Origin of the sequence: Pseudomonas fortuita, assembly GCF_026898135.2 — a bacterium.
Lineage (GTDB): Bacteria > Pseudomonadota > Gammaproteobacteria > Pseudomonadales > Pseudomonadaceae > Aquipseudomonas > Aquipseudomonas fortuita.
Genome location: NZ_CP114035.2, coordinates 660,360 through 683,109, shown reverse-complemented (window position 1 = coordinate 683,109; position 22,750 = coordinate 660,360). Strand labels below are relative to the sequence as shown.

The following is a 22,750-nucleotide window of genomic DNA, read 5'->3' as shown; positions in this document are numbered from 1 at the left end:
CGCAACCCTCAGGATAGCGGGGGACCTGTGGGAGCGGCCTTGTGTCGCGAAAGGGGCGCAAAGCGCCCCCCTACATTTGAAAAGCCAAACTCAGGGTCAGCCGGGGGCCGCGGTCCAGGCTGTCCAACGCCACATCCGCCAAAGGCTTCGCCACCTCCAGCGCAACGTTGAAGTAGCGTCCATCCCCCAACCGTACGCCAAGTGCCGCCGAAGCCAAGTGCGCATCCTCCACCGCGCCCCGGTTATGCCAGGCCTGCGCCATATCCACTGCCGCATAGGGCTGAACCAACCCAAGCCCGTGATCTCGCAGGCTGTAGTTCAGCTCGTAAGATACGCCCCAACCCTTGTCGCCCTCTGCCTGGTCACGCGGGTAGCCACGGCCGAAATGCTGCCCACCAAAGCCAGCCCGTTCGCTGTCGGGCAGCCGGTCGTCACTCCAGTACAACGCCCCCGACACTTCGCCCTGCCAACGCGGCGACAGCGGGTCACTTTGCAGCCCCGACAACCTGAGCCGCAGAAAGTCCATGTCGTAGCCGGCGTCGCTGCGCGCGCCCAGGTAATCCAGCCCCTGATAGACCCCGGCACTGACAATACGCAGGCGCCTGCCTTCCACTGTGCGCCAGTCACCCTCAAAGGAAACCGCGCGCACACCGGTGTCGTAGTCCCGTACCGAAGGCTGCCCACCCAGTGCGTCTTCGACGTGCTCACTGACCGCATACAAGTGCCCCTGCACAGCCATCCATTCATCCGCCCTGACAATCACTGGCTGGCGCAGGCCCACCGCATAGCGTTCACTGTCGCGCTTGCGGGTAATGTCACGGCCATCGTCCAGGCGAATACGCGTGCCCGGATCACTGCGGTAGCGCGAAGCCGACAGCAGCAGTTGGCTACCGGCAGCGTCAAGGTACTGGCTGTAGTCCAGCCGCTGGTAATGGACCTGGTCATCCCCCGGCGGCAGCAACAGGCTGGCCTTGAACTGTTCGGCCAAGCGGGTCTGGGCATTGCTGCTTGCCGTCAGCAGCGCCTGTGGATCGTCGCGACTGGAGTCGGTCACGATAACGGCGGCGTTGAACGCCTTGCGCCGCGCCTGCACGTTCAGGCGGGCTGCACCGTCAGCGGTTTGCGCCACGGCCAGCTCAGCCTCTATGGAGACACCTGGCAGGCGTTCGGCGAGCCCCAGGTAGCGCTCCAGCGTTTCCTGGGTCAGCGGGCGCTCGGCTTTCAGCCGCGCCAGCAGCTGCTGCAAATAGTCACTGGCCGGGCCGATATCGCCGGCCACGTGATAGTCCCGAATGTAACCTTCGACCAACACGACATTGACCCGGCCATCGGCCAAGTCCTGAGGGGGCAGGTAGGCGTAGGAAAGCAGGTACCCCTCCTGCCGATAGCGCTCGGTCAGGCGCTCGGTGTACTGCTGCAACTCACCAAGCGTGATGAGGTGCCCGATCAGCGGCTGGTAGTGCTCGCGCAAGTCGCTCAGGGGGAACACCGTACCGCCTTCGAAACGCACCTTGTGCAGCATCACGCGCGTATCCGCAGGCGCCCAGGCCAGGCTATCGGCGCTGGGCCCAGGCAATCGCAGGTTGGGGCTGACGGGCCGGTAGGTGTCCACCGGCAGATCAGTGTCGGGCAGGCGCCGTTCGTACTCATGGCTGTCGAGAAAACCCGGCAACGACCCGGCTTGGGCCGCAAGCGCCCAAGGCAGCAACAACAAGGGCACGGCCAGAGGACGCATAGGGCGCTCCACGTTCCCACGGGTTGCGGGGCACCAGCCGGTCACACCCGTCATTTGCAAGCGTAGGTGCTGGCCCGGCTGCCGTCGAACGCCTACTCGCTGACCTGGAACGCCACCCTCGCCGTCTCGCCGCTTTCATCCAGCGCACTGAGCTCGGCCTGCCCGGCCTGCGGCAAGCGCACCAGCAGGCTGTCCTGCCCCTGGGTCTCGCCCAGTGGCTGACCATTGAGGAACCACCAGCGTCGGCCGCCACCGCCCAAGGCCGACACATGCAGTTGCAACGGCTCGCTGCTGGTAGCCGGTTGGCGCAGGTTGTCACCCGGGCGCACGCCGACGATCGACAGCGGCGGCGCGCTGGCCGGCACCTGCGGTGGGCAGGTCGGGTCGATGGCCGGCAGCCGCGCCGCGCGCCGCTCGACGCGGGGCAACCAAGGTTCCAGCGGGGCCGGCCACAAGGCGATGTCGCGAGCCTTGGCGCCTGGGCAGCCGCCATCGACGCGCAACCCCTGCTCGTTGACCCACACGCTTTCACGCAAGCCCAGGCCAAGCGGCTGGTCGGCGGCTTGCAGCGTCGGGGGCGTGGTGCCGTCCAGGGTCCAGGCAAAACGCTGACGCCGGCAGTTGGGGTCCTGTTTGCTCATCGGCTGGCCCAGCGGCCAGCAGATCGCCGCCACACCGACATTCGCCGGCACCCGCTCCACCGGTGTGCTGATGCCGCGCTGGCTGTCGCGGTTGCTCAGCAGGTCATGCACCTGCAGCATCAGCGGCGCCGCCGACGCCAGGCCGAACTGGCCGGGTACCGGCGTGCCATCGGGGCGGCCGATCCACACGCCGATCAGATAGCGCGGGCCCACGCCAATCGACCAGGCATCGCGAAAGCCATAGCTGGTGCCCGTTTTCCAGGCCAGTTGCGGGCGCTGTACCAGCTCGGCATGCGGGTCGCGGTCGGGGCGCGCCTGGCCACTGAGGATGCGCCGGATGATCCACGCCGCCCCGGGGGACAGCAGCCGGCGTTCCACCAGTGGCTCCTGTGGCTGCAAGCGCACCCGTGCACTGTTGCCACCCCGCGCCAGCGCCGCGTAGCCACCCACCAGGTCCTCCAGGCGGCTGCCCGCACCGCCCAGGATCAGCGACAGGTTAGGCTCGGCCAAGGGCGGCAATGCCAGTGGCATGCCCGCCATGCGCAGCTGCGCGGCAAAGCGTTTCGGGCCATAGGCCTCCAGCAATTGCACTGCCGGCAGGTTGAGGGACAGGGCCAGCGCCGAGCTGGCCGACACGGGCCCGCTAAAGCCCATCGAGAAGTTACCGGGGCGATAGTCACCATAACGGCGTGGCACATCCTGCAACAACGATTCGGAATGGATCAGGCCATCGTCCAGCGCCATACCGTAAAGAAACGGTTTGAGCGTGGAACCGGGCGAGCGTAGCGAGCGCACCATGTCGACGTGCCCGAAACGGCGCTCGTCGGCCAGCTCGATCGAACCCAGGTAGGCACGCACCGCCATGGTCTGCGCCTCGACCACCAGGATGGCGGCAGAGGTGCGCTCCGGCAGCCGCGCGCGCCAGCCCAGCAGCAAGTCTTCCAGGCGCCGCTGTAACGCTGCATCGAGCGTGGTGCGGATCAGCGGCGGGCTGTCGGCGCTGTTCAGGCGCCGGGCGAGCAAGGGTGCCAGGGCTGGCTCCTGGCGTGGCGCCAGCACCAGCGGCTCTTCGGCTGCCTCGCGGATTTGCTGCGCAGGCCACACCTGGTATTCGGCCAGGCGCTGCAGCACCTTGTCCCGGGCACGCTGGGCACGCTCGGGGTGGCGATCCGGGCGCAGCCGGCTGGGTGCCTGGGGCAGCACCGCCAGCAGCGCCGCCTCGGCCGGGGTCAAGTGCATGGGTGACTTGCCCAGGTACGCCCAGCTGGCTGCGGCCACACCCTGCAAGGTGCCGCCGAAAGGCGCGCGGTCCAGGTAAATCTGCAGGATCTCGCGCTTGGACAGGTGCCACTCCAGTTGCAGCGTACGCCACAGCTGGCGCAGTTTGCCGGCCAGGGTACGGTCATGCGGATCAAGCAGCCGTGCCACCTGCATCGACAGCGTACTGCCACCCGACACCACACGCCCACCCCGCAGGTTCAGCCAGGCCGCACGTGCCAAGGCCAACGGGTTGACCCCAGGGTGACGGTAGAACCAGCGGTCTTCGTAAGTCAGCAAGGCCTGCAGGTACAACGGCGATACCTGGTCGGGGCTGACCGGGTAGCGCCACACCCCCTCGGCATCGGCAAACCGCCACAAGGGCGTGCCGTCTTCGGCCAGCACTACCCGGGCCAGATCGTCGCCCGGCAACGGCAGCGGCCAAAGGCGGTCAGCCAGCCACAACAGGCCGCACAACACCAACAGGCCAAACAGCGTGGCGCGCAACAGCCTGCCCGCACGCGCTAAGCTTGGCATCGGGAACCGACCTGGCCAGGTAATGGCCAAAGGCTTGGGAACGGCAACCTCGCCAATTCGTTCATCAGGAAGCAACTATGCATGTAGAAGGTTTTTTCGAGTGGCTGGGCCAGGCACTGGGGTCGTTGATCCGCGTCATCGTCGACGCATTGAGCGGGCTGTTCAACCTGCTGGCCAATGCCGGTGGCAATTTCATTGACGGCCTGGCGCGCACGCTGGGCATGGATACCTCGCTGGTCAGCATCCTGGCCCTGATCATCGGCCTGATGCTGCTGTACTCGGCAATCCGCGCGTTCATGCGCGCCTCGATCATCCTCGGGATTATCTGGCTGGTGCTGGGGCTGTGGGTGATGAGCTGGGTGATTCACTGAATGACTCAGCTGATCTGCGCGGTGTTTGTGGGAGCGGCCTTGCGTCGCGAAAGGGCTGCACAGCAGCCCCAGGCTTTCAGCTTCGCCGCTTGAATTGCCGGGGCCGCTTTGCGGCCCTTCCGCGACGCAAGGCCGCTCCCACATGGTCCGTGTAGAGCGGGTCTCTAGCGGGCTTTTACGGTCATTTCACCCTGCCCATCCCCCACGGCCTGCAGGTTCGGCCGGTACATCGACTCGACCTGCGGCGGCGGCACACGGTAAGTGCCCGGGGTTACTGCCCGCGCCAGGTACAGCAGGTGGGTGGTGCCGTAGCGATCGAGCTTGAGCGCTGCAACATAACGGTCATCACGGTACTCCTGATGCACCACGCTGGCGTTCTGCATCGACTCGCGCCATTCCTTCACAGCGCTGCTGGCATTGTCCAGGCTCGCGGCGCTTTGCGCCAGGTTCTGGTTTTCCAGCTCCAGGCCGGCCGGCAGCAGGTCGACCACCAGTGCATCTGGCACTCGGTCTTCGGCCTTGAGCGCCAGGTGTACCAACACCAGGTCGCCACTGCGCAGGTTGTGCAGGTCCAGCGCCTGGCCGTTCATGCCCAGGTACTCACGACGAATCTGCATACCATTGCCGCCGGCCGCAGGTGCCTGGCGTGGGTAACCGGACAAGGTCAGTTGCTGGTACAGCGTCCCGCTGCCTTCGTTCTGTACGCTCAGTGGCGAGGCCAGCAACGGGCCTTCCAGCTTCATGCCGGCCTCGGCGTTGTTGAGCGCGCGGACCTCGCCCGCACTGTCCAGGCGTGCCTGCCACTTGCCTTCCGGCTTGCCCAGCAGGCCACGGCCGGCCAGGAACAGTGCATTGCGCTCCTGGGTCGACAGCCAGCGGTTGGCCGCCAGTTCATCCGACAAGGCGAACAGGCGCTGGTCGACCTGGCTGCTGGCCAGGTTGCTCTCCTGCAGCAATGCCAATATCAGCGCCTGGTCACGCAGGGCGCTGCCGTAATCGGCCATCCAGCCTTTGCCACGGCTGATGCCCAGGCCCGCCTGCAAAGCTTGCTCGGCGCGCGGTTTGTCGCCCATCTTGTCCAGCGCCACCGCCAGTTGCACCAGCGGCAAGCCCGAGCGGGCATCGGCACGGCGCTCGAACAGGCCACGCAGCGCACCCAACGGCGCTTGCTGGCTGCGCGACAGCACCAGCGCCGCGTAGGCCTGCACGGCAAAGCGGGTATGGTCGGCGTTTTCGCTGTAGTCGACTTCGATCAGGTTGCGCTCCTGCAGGTAGCGCAACAGGCGCTCGCTGGCTTTCTTCAGCGCTTCGGCCGGCACGCCATAACCCTGGTCACGGGCACGCAAGAGGAAGTCGGTAACGTAGGCGGTCAGCCAGTACTCCTCTTCGCTGTCCGAACTCCACAGGCCAAAGCTGCCGTTGTAGCGCTGCATGCCCAGCAGGTGCTCGATACCCATTTCAATCTTGCGCTTGCGCACATCCGCCGGCTCGCCCTTGATACCCAGGCGCTTGAGGCTGTCAGCGTCCGCGTACAGCGACGGATACAAGCCGCTGGTGGTTTGCTCCAGGCAACCGTAAGGGTACGCCTCCAGCGCACGGATCTGCTCGGCCAGGTTCAACGGCGGCCGGCTCGACAAGGCCAGGCTGGCCTCCAGGCCAGCGGGTTCGAACGCAGCCAGGTCTGCTTCGGGCAGTGTCCATGGCTGATCCTTCAAGGCCACGCGGTAGTGCTTGAGCATTGCCGGGTAGGCCGGGCGCACGCCCAGCGTCCACTCACGTTCGAACGCGGTGGTCGGCTCGTTCGGCAGTTGCAGGCCAGTGACCCGCACATGCACCTTGCCCTGCCCCAGACCACCCTGGGCCTGCACCGGAATCATCAGGGTCGAACGCTGCCCCTCGGCCAGGGCGACGGTCTGCACGGCATTGGTGGCCAGGCTCAGTTGCCCTTCGGTGGTGATTTCAACGTTCAGTTGCTGGGCACGGCCCGACAGGTTGGCCAGGTCCAGTGCCAGGCTGGTGCGGTCGCCACCGGCCAGGAAGCGAGGGGCCGAAAGCTCGGCAATCAGCGGCGCAGCAACCACGGTCTTGCCTTCGGCCATGCCGAAGTGCTCTTCGGTCCAAGCCTGGGCCATCAAGCGCAGCTCGCCGTTGAAGTCAGGGATATCGACCGTGGCCTGGCCCTCACCCTTGTCGTCCAGCGTCACCGGCAGGCTCTGCTGGGCGACGATGGTGACCGTGGTGTTAGGCCGCTTGCCGCCCTTGGCCATCGCCGCATCACCACCAAACGCCAGGCTGGCAAGGCGGCCCTGCCCGGCTTCGATCAGCTGGCCGTAGATGTCCAGTTGGTCGGCACCGTACGCCTTGCGCACGAACAGGCTGGCAAACGGGTCGGGGGTTTTGAAATCGGTGATGTTGAGGATGCCCACATCCACCGCCGACAACAGCACATGCACCTGCTTGGGTACGCTGCCATCAGCATTCGCGGCCTTGACCTTCACGGTCAGCGGCTGTTTCGGACGCATTTTCTCAGGTGCCTGCAGGCTCACCGCCAGCTTGCGCTCGGCGCGGTCCAGTGGCAGGTGCAGCACGCCTACTGAACGTTTGGGGGTGGCGTTGGCCTTGCGCTCACCCGGGCGGATCACCAGCGCGCTGATGTACAGGTCGTGGCGTGCCCAGGCTTTGTCCAGTTGCACATCGAAAGCCTTACCCTCGGCGGGCACTTCGATTTCCTGCCACCACAACGGGCCATCGCTGGACTCGATCATCAGGTAGCCGCTGCCAGCGGCGGGTGGGGTGACGGTGACCTTGGCCGTGGCACCGTCGGCGTATGACGGCTTATCCAGGGCCAGCTTGACCTGATCCGGGCGCACGGCGCCGCCTTCAGCGTTGTCCTGGGCGCGATAGCCGGCCCAGAACCGCTCGCTGGACACAAGGCCGGTCTGCGGGTCTTCCACTTCGACGCGGTACGGCCCCCATTCAACCTGGAAGCTCAGCTTGGCCGTGGAGCCCGCCTTGACGCTGACTGTCTCTTCGTTCTGGGTCAGGAACTTCTCGTTGTAGGCGTAGCTCCAGCCGTCGCTCTGCGAGTAGTTCCAGTAGTAGTCACGGCGCTCGCGGATCAGCCGCACCTTGAGGTCGTTGGCCGCCAGTTTGTTGCCATCGCGGTCGGCCACCAGGAACTCGAATTCCACCGGCCCGTCGCTATTGGTTTCCTCGCCATCGAACAGGCCACGCAGGCCCGGCAGGCGCTCGGCTGGCCAGACAGGTTGCTCCAGACGCCGGGTGATTGGCCGGCCACCCGACTCCTGCAGGCTGGCCTGCACGGTCAGTTGCAGCGGCGAGCGGGCTTCGGCCCAGCGGCTTTCGATGTCGATCACCGCCTTGCCGGCCTGATCGAGCGTCACTTCGTCCAGCTCAAGGTCCTGGTTCAGCTCGGTTTCGGTGACCGAGCCAAACTGGTAGCCAGGCAGCGCCGGCACCGCCTCGCGAAGGGGGCGCACATAGGCCTGGCCACTCAGGCGATTACCGGCAGCCGGGGCGCCATAGAGGTAACGGCCATTGACCTGGATGCGCGCATCCTCCTCGGGCGACAGCGGCGTGCTGCTGCCCTTCAGTTCCAGCGCCAGGCGCTCGGGCAGGAAGTCTTCGACAAGAAACTCATACACCTGCTTGCGCCCGCCCCCCAGGTCCAGCAGCAGTTGCCAACGCCCAGTGGGTGCCTCGGTGGCCAGTTGCAACTGGTATTGGTACAAGCCATTGCTGTCGGCTTCCCAGACAAACTTGCGGCTTACCTGCTCATCCGGGCGACGCACTTCCACGCTCACCGGCTGGGCTTTGACAGGCTTGCCGTCCTGGTCACGCAGCAGGCCGTTGAGCAGTACTGTTTCGCCTGGGCGGTACAGGTCACGCGGGCCGAAGATGAAAAACTGCAGCGGGTTGGCCTGGGGCCCAGTGATGTCGAACTCGGCCAGGTCCAGGCCGGCGGTGTTCAGGCGCAACAGCGTGGTGTGCACACCTTGGGTGGCGATCAGGGTATCGGCTTTGGGCGTGATCGGCAGCTGAGCGTGGCCTTTGCCGTCAGTGCTTGCCTGGGCCAGCAACTTGCCCTTCTCGTCATGGATTTCGAGGTTGACGCCGTTCAGCGCCTTGCCGCCTTCCAGCGCCTGGGCGAACACGTCAATGCGGTCGCGGTACCGGTGCGCCGATACGCCGATGTCGCTGAGGGTAAACAGGGTCGCTGGCTGCGAGTAGTCATAGGTGCCCGAGGCACGCATCACCGCCAGGTACACGCCCGGGTCCTGCAGCGGCTTGATGCCGGCGATGGGCAGCAGCACGGTTTCGCGGGTGTTACGGGCGGGGTTGAGGTCGAAGCGGCCGCTGTAGACCAGCTCGGCCATGTCCAGGGTTTCCTTGGACTGGTAGTAGTACAGGCTGCTGTTGCGCCCCCAGCTGGCGAGGAAGGTCGAGAGCATCTGCGGCTTGACGCGGAAGAACTCGACATCGACTTTGTCGACGTTCAGGGCAATCACCGGCAGGCCTTCGGCCAGGCGCGTGGGCAGCAGCGAACCGCGGCTGGCAAAGCCGATGGTCGGCTGCATGTCGCGGGTTTCCAGGCGGGTGACCGACTCGCTGTCCAGTTGCTTGCCGTTGACCGCGAGCAAGCCCTTGTCGACGGTCAGCACCAGCTTGCGCTGCGGCTCCAGGTGGCGCAGGCGCAGCTCCATCTGGTTGTCGGAGAGTTCCCAGGCGCCGTCGAGCTTACCCTTGACGGTGTCGACCAGGTGCACCTTGGTGGCGAAGTCCTGCTTGGCATCCAGCGGTGCGGAGAAGCTGATCGACAGCGTTGCCGCGCCATCGAGCTGCACTTCAGAAACATCCAGCACCGCAAGCTCGCGGCCCTCGTAGCGCTTGGCGAGCACAGCAGGGTCTTCGCGCTTGGGCGCTTGGGTTTCGACGGGCGCTGTAGCTACGGGTTTCTCGACCGGCGCCGGTTTGTCCGGCGTCGAAGAGTCACAGGCACTGAGCAAAGCCAGCGCGCAGGCCAGCAACAATCCTTTGTTGAACATGGAGTAGGAACTCTTAGGCAGCGTGTACGTGAGGGCAGCAACTATAGCTCAACGTCAGGTGCAGCACCCGGGCGTTGCGCGGCAAGTGAGACCATGGTCGCGCTAAATGGTTGCCGGTCGTTACACTGTGGCATTCGTTAAAGGGGGCCGCTGTGCGCCCCTTCGCGGGCCTGCCCGCTCCCACAGGTTTGGCGCCGGCCGCAAGAGCAACACTTTCCTGTGGGAGCGGGCAAGCCCGCGGAGGGGCGCACAACGGCCCCAGGTCTCATGGAATGCAAATGCCCCAACTCGCTGCCGACTGGCGCCACCGCCCCACCCATCACAAGGTCTGGGCGCTGGCTGCGCCGATGATCCTGTCCAACATCTCTGTGCCGCTGGTGGCGCTGGTCGACAGCACGGTCATCGGCCACCTGCCCCACGCCCACCAGCTGGGTGCCGTGGCGGTGGGCGCCACGCTGTTCACCTTCATGGTCGGCCTGATGGGCTTCCTGCGCATGGGCTCCACCGGCTTCGCCGCTCAGGCCGCTGGCCGTGGTGACGGTGCAGCGTTGCGCCAGGTGCTGGTGCAAGGGTTGCTGCTGGCGGTCGGTTTTGCCGTTGTGATCGGCCTGCTGGCCCTGCCGTTCAGCCAGCTTGCACTTCATGCGATGCAACCCAGCGCAGCCTTGCAGCAATCCACCGAAGACTTCTTCCACACGCGCCTGCTTGGGCTGCCTGCAGCGTTGGCCAGTTACGCGCTGGTTGGCTGGTTTCTGGGGACCCAGAACGCCCGGGCACCGCTGGCCATCCTGCTGACGACCAACCTGCTGAACATTGTCTTGAACCTGTGGTTCGTCCTGGGGCTGGATTGGGGTGTACTGGGTTCGGCGCGGGCATCGGTGATCGCCGAGTGGAGTGCAGCCCTGCTGGGCCTGGCCCTGACCCGCCCGGCCCTGCGGGCCTACCCGGGGCAAGTCGTATGGGCGGCGCTCAAACGCTGGCAGGCCTGGCGCCCGCTGCTGGCGGTAAACCGCGATATTTTCCTGCGTAGCCTGGCGTTACAACTGGTGTTTCTGCTGATTACCGTGCAGGGTGCGCGCCTGGGTGAAGCCACGGTAGCGGCTAACGCCCTGCTGCTCAACGGCCTGTTGCTGACGGCCTACGCACTCGACGGCTTGGCGCATGCTGTGGAAGCGCTGTGCGGCCATGCCATTGGCGCCCGCGACCGCGACACCCTGCGCCGTTCGCTGGTGGTGGCCTGCGGCTGGTCGCTGATCACCAGTCTGGGGTTTGCCGGGTTGTTCCTGCTGGGTGGGCACCTGTTCATCGACTTGCAGACCGACATCGACGGTGTAAGGGCGGCGGCTTATCCGTACCTGCCGTACCTGGCGTTGCTGCCGCTGATTGCGGTGTGGAGTTACCTGCTGGACGGCCTGTTCATCGGCGCGACCCGGGCGCGGGAGATGCGCAATGCGATGTTGGTGTCGGTGCTGATTGCACTGCCGGTGGCGGTGGCCATGAGCGGGTTCGGCAACCATGGGTTGTGGTTGGCGTTTCTCGGGTTCATGGGGTTGCGGGCGGTGACGTTGGGCTGGGTGGGGTGGCGGTTGCAGCAGAAGGGTGAGTGGATTCGGTGATGTTGGGGCCGCTTTGCGGCCCATCGCGACACAAGGCCGCTCCCACAAAAGGCCTGCATACGCCGGTCAATGTGGGAGCGGCCTTGTGTCGCGAAATGAGGGCGAAGCCCTCACCTGCGGTTTCACAGCCACACACAATCCCAATGCGGATACTCGCCCGCTCGCCGGACCAGGCCAGCCCGAATGGGATTGGCGATGATGTAGCGGGCAACCGCCCGGACATCCTCCTCACGTCTCAGAGCCCGGTCATGAAAGCTGGTCTGCCAGATATGTCGCCTGTCAGCGCCCACCTTGTACAAAGCACAACTGCTTCTGGACTTGAACCCACACATCAGCGTCCCCAGGTTCGTCGGGCCAAGCTCGATAAGCCAGTGAAGATGATCAGGCATCAAGACCCAGGCCAGAGATCGACAAGCCTTGCTCTCTTCACTGAACCGCAATTGCTGGACCACGGTCCTGGCGAATCGAAAATTCTTGAACAACGGCGTTCGGTTACGAGTGGTTGTGGTGAGCAGATAAAGGCGCCCGGATTCAGACACTCGACCGCCACGTAAACGATGGGAGCCTGGACGTTGCATGTCGTCCTCCTTTGAACATTGCATTCAAAGGTAGCGGCATTGGTGCGATGGACCAGGGCCGGATATTTACCGGTTGTGACGCTGGTGAGGGCTTCGCCCTCATATCGCGACGCAAGGCCGCTCCCACAAAAGGCAGCACAGGCTTTTGCAGGAGCGGCCCTAGCAATTACGACGACAGGTACGAAGACCGGGTCAGCCCAAGGCGCAAGGCATCCAGGTACTGCGTGCGCTCACGCGCAGTGATTTTGGCGCTGGCCACCTTGTCGCGGTAGTGAGTCATCAACTCCTCCGGCGACAGGTGCACGTAGCGCAGCATGTCTTCGATGGTGTCGTGGGTCTCGATACCGGCGTGGTACACGCTGCCGTCAGCGTTCTGGTAGATGTTCACCGAGTCGGTGTCACCGAACAGGTTGTGCATGTCGCCCAGGATTTCCTGGTAGGCACCGACCAGGAACACGCCCAGCAGGTAGTCCTCGCCCTCCTTCAACGCATGCACCGGCATGCTGGTCTCGATGCTCTGCTCGTCGACGTACTGGTTGATCTTGCCGTCCGAGTCGCAGGTCAGGTCCTGCAGTACGGCGCGGCGCAGCGGCTCTTCGTCCAGGCGGTGCAGCGGGATGATCGGCAGCACCTGGCCAATGGCCCAGGTGTCCGGCAGGCTCTGGAACACCGAGAAGTTGCAGATGTACTTGTCGGCCAGCTTGTCGTTCAGCTCGTCGAGCACCTGGCGGTGCGAGCGCTGGCGGGCTTTGAGCGAATTATGCAGGCGGCGGCACACGGCAAAGTAGCACTGCTCGGCCAAGGCTTTCTCGCTCAGGCTGATCTTGCCATCGGCGTACTGTGCCGCCACGTCACCCATGTAGTGGGTGGCGCGCCAGTAAGTCTCGGTCACCATCTCGATGTCAGTCGGGCCAAGCAGGTCGGCCAGCCACTGCACGGTCTCGGGCAGGGCTTCTTTGTTCTCGATGGTGGGTACGTCGTCGTTGTGTTTCTCGACGTCGGTGACCTGGATCACCAGCATGGCATGGTGCGCGGTCAGCGAGCGGCCACTCTCGGAGAAGATGTGCGGGTGCGGCAGGCCCTGCGCGTCGCAGAACTCCTTGAGCATGCCCACCACCACGCCAGCATAGTCGTCCATGTCGTAGTTGATGGAGCTGGCATTGCGCGAGTGGGTACCGTCATAGTCCACGCCCAGGCCACCGCCAACGTCGATGTGGTCGACCGGCAGGCCCAGCGCACGCAGCTCGCCGTAGTAACGGATGGCTTCCTTGAAACCGTGCTGGTAGTCGGCCAGGTTGGCGATCTGCGAGCCCATGTGGAAGTGCAGCAGGCGGATGCCCTGGTCCAGGCCGGCATCGCGGAAGCGCTGCACAACCGAGATCAACTGGGCAGCCGACAACCCGAACTTGGACTTCTCGCCACCGGTGTCGGCCCATTTGCTGGAGGCCAGCGACGACAGGCGCACGCGCAGGCCGACCTGGGGTTTCACCTTGAGCTCGGCGGCCTCGTCGATCACCAGGGCCACTTCCGACTCTTTCTCGATGACGATGAACACGTTGTGGCCAAGCTTCTGGCCCATCAACGCCAGGCGGATGAACTCACGGTCCTTGTAGCCGTTGCAGACGATGGTACCGCCCTTCGGTGCCAGCGCCAGCACTGCCAGCAGCTCGGGTTTGGAGCCGGCTTCCAGGCCGATGGAGACGTTTTGCGTGGCGATGATGTTTTCCACCACCGCTTCCTGCTGGTTGACCTTGATCGGGTACAGCGCGGTGTACTGGCTCTGGTACTCCAGGCGCGCGATATTGGCATCGAACGCACCGGTCAGCTGGCGTACGCGGTCCTGCAGAATGTCGGGGAAGCGCACCAGCAAGGGGAGCGACAGGCCGCTTTGGCGCAATTCGTCAACCTGCTCGTACAGGTCGATCGGCGCGCTGTCGGGGCCGTTGGGGCGCACTTCGACGCGCCCCGCTTCATTGATGGCGAAATAACCAGCGCCCCAATGGCGGATGCCATAAACACTGCGGCTGTCGGCCACGGTCCACTGGCTACCATCGTCTTTGCGTGTGCGTCGTACGGACATTCAAGTCCCCTATAGATAAGTCGAAGACACTGCCCCGCAGGCAGCGGAGCGAGTGTAAAAGCTGAAAATGACGATTCATCCGTGCTCAGGCATAGACCCTGACCACGGGAACGAGTTTAGAAAGCGCTGGGCAAAAAATCGCGCGATGGCCTCAGCCGCCGGACTTTTTCGCCTTGAAACCCTGTTTGGTCAGCTCGCCGATCAACAGCTCGACATGGTCGCCCTGGATCTCGATAACCCCGTCCTTCAGGGCGCCGCCGGTACCGCAGCGGCGCTTGAGCGTGGTCGCCAGCTCTTTGAGCTGGTCGGGCGGCAGCGGCACGCCGGTGACAGTGGTCACGGTTTTGCCGCCACGGCCTTTGCTCTCACGGCGCACACGGGCAATGCCGTCACCTTCGGGGATGATTTGCTGCTTGCAGATGCATGCATCCACCGGCTGGCCACAGTCGGGGCAGTGCCGACCGGCATCGGTGGAGTAAACGAGACCGCCAAGGGCGGAAAAGGAAGAAGCTTTCTTGGCCACTTTTGTTCCTCTGTGCTGAGGACAAAAACTGGTCGTGCCCTGGGGTTGAGGCCGACCGCGAAGCCCCACTCTGGCAGGGGCGGCGCTACTGCCGCAAGACTTGCGACAGCCCGAAAAGGGCGCGCAGTGTAACGATAAATCCGGCTGTTGCTAAGTACTGGAATGCGCCATTTTGCGAATGTTTTGCGACTTCAGCGCCTGTCGTCGCCCGCGCGGGTGCAAACTGGGGCGCCTTCCTCAGGAGACAGGCCCGTGACGATACCTCAAATCGGCGCATTCATTGCCAAGTGGCCCAAGCTGGGCGTAGCGCACGCGACATCATGGCAGGTAACCCTGACATGTGAAAGCAACGTCCTGTCGCTGATTGAGCAGCTCGAAAGGGGCTATCGGCGCGAAGGCGATTGCGCCATTCACGAAACGGCCATCGTCGAACCCGGTGCAGTACTGAAAGGGCCGATTATCATTGGTCCGCAGGCTTTCGTGGCTGCGGGCGCCTACCTGCGCGGCGGGGTATACATCGCTAGCAACTGCATTGTCGGACCAGGCTGTGAGGTGAAAAGCAGCTTCATGCTCAGCTCAAGCAAGTTGGCACACTTCAACTTCGTCGGCGACTCGCTGATCGGCGAAAACGTCAATATCGAAGCCGGGGCAATCATCGCCAACTACCGCAATGAACTGGACGGGGCAATGATCAGGATTCGCCATGGCCAGGCGGTCATCGACACTGGCGCAAACAAGTTCGGTGCGTTGATAGGCGATGGCTGCAAAATTGGCGCGAATGCAGTCATCGCGCCGGGTGCGTTGCTTCTGCCGGGTACCCGCGTGCCGCGCCTTGGGCTAGTCGACCAGTTTGCCTACGACTGACTGGCCTTGTAGCGCTGCAATGCCACTAAAGAGTCCGGACAGTAGGATTGGGTCTGGCTTTCTGACTCTGCCTGCTCCAACCCGATGAAGCGCGCCTCGATTACTTCTTCTGGCTGCAAACGCAAAGGCGCATCCGACACCGCCGAATACACAGCACACCACAGGCGGTTGTCGGGCTGGTCAAAGTAGAACCGCTCGTGAAAACGCAACTCGACACCTTCGATTCCCAGCTCTTCGGCCAGCTCACGGGCCGCCGAGTCGGCATAAGCCTCCCCGGCCGACACCATGCCGCCGGCCGCCACATCCCAGTAACCGGGGTATAGCGCCTTGCTCAGGGTACGCCGATGCACGCACAGCTCACCGGCACTGTTGAACAGCAGGATGAACGTGCAACGCCCGATCAGCCGTCGCTCACGCAGTTCGGCGCGGGGCAAGGCCCCCAGCACCTGGTCGGCTTCGTCCACCCAGGCAACCAGCTCGCGGTCGGAGGCCGCCCGGTGGGCGGCCTCGCTTGGGCTGATGGCCATTCTCAACCCTGCGACAGCAACTGACGCAGGTCGATGACCGCAGCGTTGGCCCGGGAAATGTAGTTGGCCATGACCAGCGAGTGGTTGGCCCACATGCCAAAGCCACTGCCATTGAGCACCATCGGGCTCCATAGCGGCTCTTGCGAGGCTTCCAGTTCACGGATGATCTGACGCACGCTGACCGTGGCATTCTTCTTCGCCAGCACGTCGGCGAAGTCCACCTCAATGGCGCGCAGCAGGTGCGACAGCGCCCAGGCTTGGCCGCGGGCTTCGTAGAACACGTTGTCGATCTGCAGCCATGGGGTTTCCACCACCTCCTCGTCCACCTGCGGTGCCTGGCCGGCAACGACCGACTCGGTCTTCAACGTGGTGTTGAGCTTGACCCGGCCAACGCTGGCCGACAGGCGCTGCGACAGCGAGCCAAGGCGAGTGGCCACGTCACCCAGCCAGTTGTTCAGGTTGTCGGCGCGGGTGTAGAAGATCGCACCCTTGTCGCCAGAAGCCAGACGCGTCTGGTAACGGGACAGCGACTTGATGCCCTCTTCGAACTCCGACTCGCTCGATGGCAGGATCCAGCTCTTGTTGTCGAAGTTGAAGCGCGGCTCGGCCTTGGCCAGGTCGGCATCTTCGGTGGACTGCGACTGCGAGCGGGCAAAGTCCTTGCGCAGGGCGCGGGACAAGTCGCGTACCTGGACCAGCACGCCATATTCCCAGCTCGGCATGTTGTCCATCCACAGCCCTGGCGGGAAGCGGTCGTTGGAGATGTAGCCACCAGGCTTGTTCAGCAAGGTACCGGCCACGGTCTTGAGGGTTTCGATGGTGGTGTAGCCCACCACCATCTGCTGGCCACCGCGCTCAGCGGCAGACTGGGCATTCTGCTGCACCGGGAACAGGTCCGGCTCCTGGCTCCAGTACCAGCCCAGGCCGATGCACACCAGCAGGTACAACCCGATCAGGGTCCCCAGGGCACGGCTCCAAAGGCCGCCCAGGTAGCTACGGGCGGCAGCACCGCGGCCGTCGACACGCTCACGGGGCTCGGCTTTGGCCTCGCGGTTTTTCCAGTCCAGCATGGCTTTGTCCTTAATCAGTCACGACGGTTCTAGGGCTTGGACCACAGGCCTGCGCCAGGGTGCCACGGCAAGCCCGCATGGCAGCACTATAAAGCAGACACCACCGTACGCATAAGCGACCTGTCAGTCAGCAACTGAATATTCGTTCTGGCCGCTTTGTTGATACAGGGCAGTCACGTCTTTGAAAAGAGCTGCTAGCATAGAGCCATCATCGCCCCTGCACACCCCAACCTATAAGTAGCCAGGACATGAGCCAAGCAGTCGAGCCGAGCCCGCTGTGCCCCGCCCAGCAGCTGACGCGTAGCGGCCTGCGCAAGGATGACCCACTCGATCAGGTGCTCAAGCCGCCCCTGCGCAAACCGGTGTACATCCTGCTGCAGGACCACGAGCGTGCCCAGCGCCTGGCTCAACAACTGGAATTTTTTGGTCTGCTAGTGCAAGCGCTGCCCAGCGCTGCGGCGTTTCTCGCCTCGATCAGCGAATACCCGCCCTCGGCCGTGATCATGGATGTCGACTTCACCGGTGCCGGCCAAGGCCTGCTGCTGGCCACCCAGCTGCAGAAGGGCGTGGCGCAACCTGTTCCGCTGCTGTTCTTCAGCCACCATGAAGCCGACACCCCGACCCGCCTGGCGGCCGTGCGCGCCGGTGGCCAGGACTTTCTCACCGGCAGCCTGGAGGCTTCCAGCCTGCTGGAAAAGGTCGAGTTGCTGACCAACGCCGCCCCGCACGACCCCCTGCGTGTGCTGATCATCGACGATTCGCGCACCCAGGCCCTGCATACCGAGCGCGTGCTGGCCAGCGCCGGCATGGTCACCCGTAGCCTGACCGACCCGATCCGCACCATGGCAGAGCTTGCCGACTTCCAGCCCGACCTGATCATCCTCGACCTGTACATGCCAGCCTGCACCGGCCCGGAACTGGCCAAGGTGATCCGCCACAGCGACCGCTATGTGAGCGTGCCGATCATCTACCTGTCTGCCGAGGACGACCTGGACAAGCAGCTGGATGCCATGAGCGAGGGCGGTGATGATTTCTTGACCAAGCCGTTTCGCTCACGCCACCTGATCACCACCGTGCGCAACCGTGCCGCCCGCGCCCGGCACCTGAAGGCGCGCATGGTGCGCGACAGCCTGACCGGGCTGTACAACCACACCCACATCCTGCAACTGCTGGAAGACTGCAGCTTCCGCGCCCGCCGTGAGCAGCAGCCGTTGAGCTTTGCCATGCTCGACATCGACCACTTCAAGAAGATCAACGATCGCCACGGCCACCCCATGGGCGACCGGGTAATCAAGAGCCTGGCGCTGTTCCTCAAGCAACGCTTGCGCAAGACCGATTTCATTGGCCGCTATGGCGGTGAAGAGTTCGCCATTGTCATGCCCAATACCGCGCTGGACGCGGCGCACAAGGTGCTGGACGAGATTCGCCGGCGCTTTGCAGAGATCATCTACCCGGCGCAGCCGCGGGATTTGCAGTGCACCTTCAGTGCCGGGGTGGTGCAGCTGGATGAGGTGCTGGACGCGCTGACCATGGCCAGTGCAGCGGACGAAGCGCTTTACCGGGCCAAGCATGCGGGGCGTAATTGCGTAGTGCGAGTGGAGCCTTGAAACAGATTTACCCGCGAAGAGGCCGGAGCAGGTGAAACAAATGAAGGCACTGTGCCACTTTTTTCTGGCACCAAGCCCCTGTCGTCATCACCCCGTCACAAAATCGCAATAACTTCAGGCGCCTACCTCTCCCCTGCGCAGGAAGTTCGCGGCGATGCGCCTGAAGTGGCTGACCAATTTCAACACCCTGTTGCTGGTAACGGTGTGTCTCGCCCTGGGCGCCACCCTGTGGTGGTCGCAGCGTGCCCTGGAGCGCCCCTACCAGATGATGGAGCGCTACCTGGGCCTGTCTCAGCAGTTCCAGAACCAGGCAGCACGTAATATCCAGGTCTACCTTGGCAGCGGCGATGCCCTGCGCCATGCCGCCGCCATGGAGGCCAACCAGCAGCTTCAGGCCACCCTGACCGAGTGGCCCACTGAGCTGGCTGGCAAACTGCGCCCCAGCCTCGACAGCCTGCAGGCCTTCACCGCCAACGAGCTGCTGGCCGCCGGTAAACTGGCTGGTGACCCGCAAGCCCTGCTGTTGCAGGCCGAGCGGGAGCTGGGGGCCAACCTCGAACAACTGGCCGGCTACGCCCGCGACAGCGGCAGCGCCGATGCCAACCGCTACCTGTTGCCAGTGCTCGACGCCACCGTGCACCTCGGTCGCCTGTCGCTGGCAAGGGACAAGCTGGTCAGCAGCGGCCGCCCGGAGCTGGCCGACGAAGTAGAGCGTGAACTGCAACTGATCCGCACCCAGGCGCAAGCCATCGACAGCTTGCCGTTGTTGGGCGTGACCCGCGCAGCCGAATCCGTTGCCGACGACTTCGCCGCCATGATGGGCCTGGAAACCCAGGCCAGCGCCCAGCAGGAAGACATTGCGGTGGGCCTGAAGCGTGAACTGCAAAGCCTGCTAAGCCGCTACCCGGCCGAACTGCAACGCACCCGCGAACAGATCGAACGCCGCGCCGCCCTGGCCGCCAGCACCAGTCAGCGCCTGGAGGCGGTGCAGCAAGCCATTGCCGCGCTGGAACCCGAAGTACGCGGCGAGCATGCAAAGATCGCCGCCGAGGTGCGCATCATCCAGGGCCTGATGATCGGCCTGATACTGCTCATCGCCTTGCTGATCGACACCTTGCAGCGGCGCCTGACCCGCACCCTCACCAGCCTTGCCCCAGCCTTGTCATGTTGGGCCGAGGGCGACTTTGCCCAAGCCATCTCCCTGGGCAAGACCAACCGCGAACTGCACGATATCCAGGAGTCGCTCAACCGCCTGCGCCAGTACCTGGTGGAGCTGGTCGGTACCATCCGCCACAACGCCGAGCAGGTGGCTGGCAGCAGCCACGCCCTGGCCGGCATGAGCGCTGCCCTGCACGACGGCGCCGAGCGCCAGGCGGGCGATACCGGGCAGATCCGCGACGCCTTGGGTGAACTGGAGGCGACCATCCAGCAAGTGGCGGGGGATGCCAGCGCCGCCGCCGATGCCAGCCGCGATGCCGGGCGCGCGGTGGAGCAGGGCCAGGCGGTCATTGGCCAGAGCCTGTCCGGCTTGCGCGAGCTGGTTGATGAAGTGCAAGGCAACGCCCGCATGATCGAGCAATTGGCGGAAGAGTCGGCGACCATCGGCGGGGTGCTGACAGTGATCCGCTCGATTGCCGAACAGACCAATTTGCTGGCGCTGAACGCTGCGATCGAAGCGGCACGAGCGGGGGAAATGGGCCGTGGCTTTGCTGTGGTAGCCGATGAAGTGCGTTCGCTGGCGCAGCGCACCACGGGGGCGACCGGCGAGATTCAGGCACTGATCGACCGCCTGCAGCAAGCGGCGAAAGGTTCGGTGGCAGGGATGCGCGCGCAGCTTGAGCATGCCGAGGCTACGGCCAGCCAGGCTCAGGCGGCGGATGGCGCGCTGGACGAGATTGTCTGTGCCATCCGCACCATTTCCGACACAGCGGTGCGCATTGCCGATGTCACGGCGCAGCAGAGTGGTGCGGTGAGTGACATTCGTGACCACAGCGAGCGGATTCACGAGCTGGGCGAAGACAACCTGCAGCGCATTGGTGAAGGGCGCGTGCAAGGCGAGCAGTTGCTCAGCCTGGGCGGTGAGCTGAACCGGGCGGTGCGAGCATTCAGGGTTTAAGTTGGGCCTTTCAGCGCCTGTGAGATCGAGCGCCGCCCGCGCGGCGCATCGCGAGCTGCGCTCGCTCCTACGTTTGTTTCGGGCCAGTTATGCCTGCGACAGGCGCGCGCGACCGCCTTGTTTATACGACTCGATATCGTGCCATGCGCCAAGGGGGTCGCGCGCAAATCCCACAGAAATGATTGGCCCGAAACAAACGTAGGAGCGAGCGCAGCTCGCGATGCGCCGCGCGGGCGGCGCTCGATCTGCCAGGCGCCAAACATGTCACGGCAAGCGCTGCTGGCCCCAACCCGCACCAACTCCGCTATCATGCGCAGCACGTTCCACCTCGCGAGTCCGCCATGCGCCGCCTGTTTTTCCTGCTGTTCCTGCTGCTGGCCAGCCCTGCCTTCGCCACGGGCCTGCTCGACAACCGCCCCAGCGCTACCCTCGGCGCCGCTTCGCTGGCCAACAACGCCGACTTCCTGCCGGTTCACGACGCCTTCAAGCTCAGCCTGGTCCAGGCCGACGCGCACACCCTCAAGCTGCGCTTCGTCGCCACCGAGGGCTACTACCTCTACCGCCACCGCTTCCAGTTCCACACCGAGCCGGCAGACATCACCCTGGGCGCGCCGAACATCCCCAAGGGCGAGGCCAAGCACGATGAATTCTTCGGCGACGTCGAGGTGTACCACGGCGTGCTCGACATCGAACTGCCGCGCACCGACCCGCGTGCCTTCACCCTGCTGGTGGGCTACCAAGGCTGTGCCGATAAAGGCCTGTGCTACCCACCGGAAACCGCACGCCTGAGTATTGATGGCGAAGGCGGTGCCAACGCACCCGCAACGGCCGAACACGGCTGGAACTGGAAATCGCTGCTGTTGTTCTTTCTCGCCGGGGTCGGCCTGACCTTTACCCCGTGTGTACTGCCGATGCTGCCGATCCTGTCGGGCGTAGTGCTGCGCGGCCAGGTGGGTGGGCTGCGCGGGCTGGCGCTATCGCTGGCGTACGTGCTGCCGATGGCGGCCAGTTTCGCAGCGCTCGGCGCGCTCATGGGCCTGTTCGGCGCGGGCCTGAACCTGCAGGCGCGCCTGCAGTCGGCCTGGGTGCTGGTGCCCTTCGCCCTGTTCTTCGTGGTATTTGCCTTGGCCATGTTCGGCCTGTTCGAGCTGAAGCTGCCCCAGGCCCTGAGCAACCGCCTGAACAACGTCGCCAATCACACCCGGGGTGGCTCGCTGCTGGGTGCGGCAGTGCTGGGCGTGCTCTCCAGCCTGCTGGTTTCGCCTTGCGTATCAGCCCCCCTGGCTGGCGCCCTGCTGTATATCAGTGCCAGCGGCGATGCCCTGGGTGGCGCACTCAAGCTGTTTGCCCTGGGCCTGGGCATGGGTGCACCCTTGTTGCTGGTGGCCACCGGTGGCGCGGCCTGGCTGCCAAAAAGCGGCCCGTGGATGAACACGGTGAAAAACGCCATCGGGGTGCTGCTGCTGGGGCTGTCCATTGGCTTGCTCAGCCGCGTGCTGCCGGGCCCTGTGACCTTGCTGCTGGTGGGGTTCCTCGCAGCCGGCGTGGCACTTTTCCTGGGCGCCCTGGAGTTCGTCGTCAAGACCGCACGCCAGCGCCTGGCCCAACTGCTAGGCCTGGCTTTGCTGGTATACGCCCTGGCCTGCTGGTACGGCGCCCTCAGTGGCCAAGGCGACCCGCTTCGCCCGCTGCCCGTTGCAGCACTTGCGGCCACCGGCAGCAGCCAGGCGGCAAAGACGGATGCCTGGCAGACCATCACCACCCCCACCGCACTGGACGCCGCACTGGCCCAGGCCAAAGCGGCCGGCCAGCCGGTGCTGCTGGACTGGTATGCCGACTGGTGCATCAGCTGCAAGGTGATCGAGCATGAAGTGCTCAACGCGCCGCAGGTGCAGGCGCAGCTGGCCGGCTTCAAGCTGTTGCGTTTCGACATCACCGAGAGCAATGCCGAGCAACGCAAACTGCTCGATCGCTACCAGCTGTTCGGCCCACCTGCCCTGCTGTTCTTTGCCGCGAACGGCAGCGAAATTACCGCTGATCGGGTGATTGGCGAGATAAACGCCGGTGAATTCGCGCAAATGCTGGCCCGCGTGCGCGGCAAAGTAGGTCTATAACTTCCCGCGTGCCGGGAAAAATCCTGAAATAGATGACCAGATTTAATT

The 22,750-nt window shown here is 64.6% G+C and carries 14 protein-coding genes; 6 read left to right on the top strand and 8 right to left on the bottom strand.

The genetic code is table 11. From position 1 onward, the window contains the following. Positions 1–70: 70 nt before the first annotated feature. Both OZ911_RS03090 and pbpC read right to left on the bottom strand, forming a co-directional pair. Positions 71–1,735, bottom strand: coding sequence for a ShlB/FhaC/HecB family hemolysin secretion/activation protein (locus OZ911_RS03090; RefSeq protein ID WP_023048316.1), 1,665 nt, complete (start codon positions 1,733–1,735; stop codon positions 71–73). Between the two features lie 92 nt (positions 1,736–1,827). After that, positions 1,828–4,170: a peptidoglycan glycosyltransferase PbpC gene (pbpC, locus tag OZ911_RS03085; protein WP_060519225.1), complete on the bottom strand. Its 2,343-nt coding sequence runs from the start codon at positions 4,168–4,170 to the stop codon at positions 1,828–1,830. Between the two features lie 77 nt (positions 4,171–4,247). On the opposite strand from pbpC, the gene OZ911_RS03080 reads away from it, so the two are divergent. Continuing rightward, positions 4,248–4,541, top strand: a complete 294-nt coding sequence (locus OZ911_RS03080; RefSeq protein WP_016484746.1) for a hypothetical protein — start codon at positions 4,248–4,250, stop codon at positions 4,539–4,541. Positions 4,542–4,705: 164 nt separating this feature from the next. Here the strand turns inward: OZ911_RS03080 and OZ911_RS03075 are convergent, their stop codons facing one another. Further along, complete coding sequence (locus OZ911_RS03075) at positions 4,706–9,607, bottom strand: alpha-2-macroglobulin family protein (RefSeq protein WP_023047817.1); 4,902 nt, start codon at positions 9,605–9,607, stop codon at positions 4,706–4,708. A 278-nt stretch (positions 9,608–9,885) separates the two neighbouring features. Here OZ911_RS03075 and OZ911_RS03070 point away from each other — a divergent pair, with 278 nt between their 5' ends. Further along, positions 9,886–11,223 (top strand): MATE family efflux transporter, encoded by a 1,338-nt coding sequence (locus OZ911_RS03070; protein ID WP_023047816.1) that lies wholly within the window; start codon positions 9,886–9,888, stop codon positions 11,221–11,223. Positions 11,224–11,345: 122 nt separating this feature from the next. On the opposite strand, the gene OZ911_RS03065 is transcribed toward OZ911_RS03070, so the two are convergent. The 3 genes from OZ911_RS03065 to OZ911_RS03055 all read right to left on the bottom strand — a co-directional run bounded on the left by OZ911_RS03065 (position 11,346) and on the right by OZ911_RS03055 (position 14,404). Next, the gene (locus OZ911_RS03065; RefSeq protein WP_023047815.1) at positions 11,346–11,801 is read right to left on the bottom strand and encodes an REP-associated tyrosine transposase; all 456 of its coding nucleotides are present in this window, start codon (positions 11,799–11,801) and stop codon (positions 11,346–11,348) included. 166 nt (positions 11,802–11,967) lie between these two features. Further along, the gene (gene speA, locus OZ911_RS03060; protein WP_016484742.1) at positions 11,968–13,881 is read right to left on the bottom strand and encodes an arginine decarboxylase; all 1,914 of its coding nucleotides are present in this window, start codon (positions 13,879–13,881) and stop codon (positions 11,968–11,970) included. Between the two features lie 151 nt (positions 13,882–14,032). Then, on the bottom strand, positions 14,033–14,404 hold the full coding sequence (locus tag OZ911_RS03055; protein WP_012270332.1) for a translation initiation factor Sui1: 372 nt from the start codon (positions 14,402–14,404) through the stop codon (positions 14,033–14,035). A 252-nt stretch (positions 14,405–14,656) separates the two neighbouring features. On the opposite strand from OZ911_RS03055, the gene OZ911_RS03050 reads away from it, so the two are divergent. Beyond that, positions 14,657–15,268 carry an LbetaH domain-containing protein gene (locus OZ911_RS03050; protein WP_023047814.1) on the top strand — a complete coding sequence of 204 codons (612 nt, stop codon included), beginning with the start codon at positions 14,657–14,659 and terminating at the stop codon, positions 15,266–15,268. Here the strand turns inward: OZ911_RS03050 and OZ911_RS03045 are convergent. Further along, positions 15,259–15,795: an NUDIX hydrolase gene (locus tag OZ911_RS03045; RefSeq protein WP_016484740.1), complete on the bottom strand. Its 537-nt coding sequence runs from the start codon at positions 15,793–15,795 to the stop codon at positions 15,259–15,261. The genes OZ911_RS03050 and OZ911_RS03045 overlap by 10 nt on opposite strands. A 2-nt stretch (positions 15,796–15,797) precedes the next feature. Continuing rightward, complete coding sequence (locus tag OZ911_RS03040; protein WP_016484739.1) at positions 15,798–16,865, bottom strand: DUF2333 family protein; 1,068 nt, start codon at positions 16,863–16,865, stop codon at positions 15,798–15,800. Positions 16,866–17,113: 248 nt separating this feature from the next. On the opposite strand from OZ911_RS03040, the gene OZ911_RS03035 reads away from it, so the two are divergent. The 3 genes from OZ911_RS03035 to OZ911_RS03025 all read left to right on the top strand — a co-directional run bounded on the left by OZ911_RS03035 (position 17,114) and on the right by OZ911_RS03025 (position 22,702). After that, entirely contained in the window at positions 17,114–18,472 is a 1,359-nt protein-coding gene (locus tag OZ911_RS03035) for a diguanylate cyclase (protein ID WP_016484738.1), read from the top strand. Positions 18,473–18,626: 154 nt separating this feature from the next. Next, a complete protein-coding gene (locus OZ911_RS03030) occupies positions 18,627–20,588 on the top strand; it encodes a methyl-accepting chemotaxis protein (protein WP_095116997.1) in 1,962 nt (653 codons plus the stop codon). Positions 20,589–20,929: 341 nt separating this feature from the next. Then, complete coding sequence (locus OZ911_RS03025) at positions 20,930–22,702, top strand: protein-disulfide reductase DsbD (protein ID WP_268968571.1); 1,773 nt, start codon at positions 20,930–20,932, stop codon at positions 22,700–22,702. The last annotated feature ends 48 nt before the right edge of the window (positions 22,703–22,750 follow it).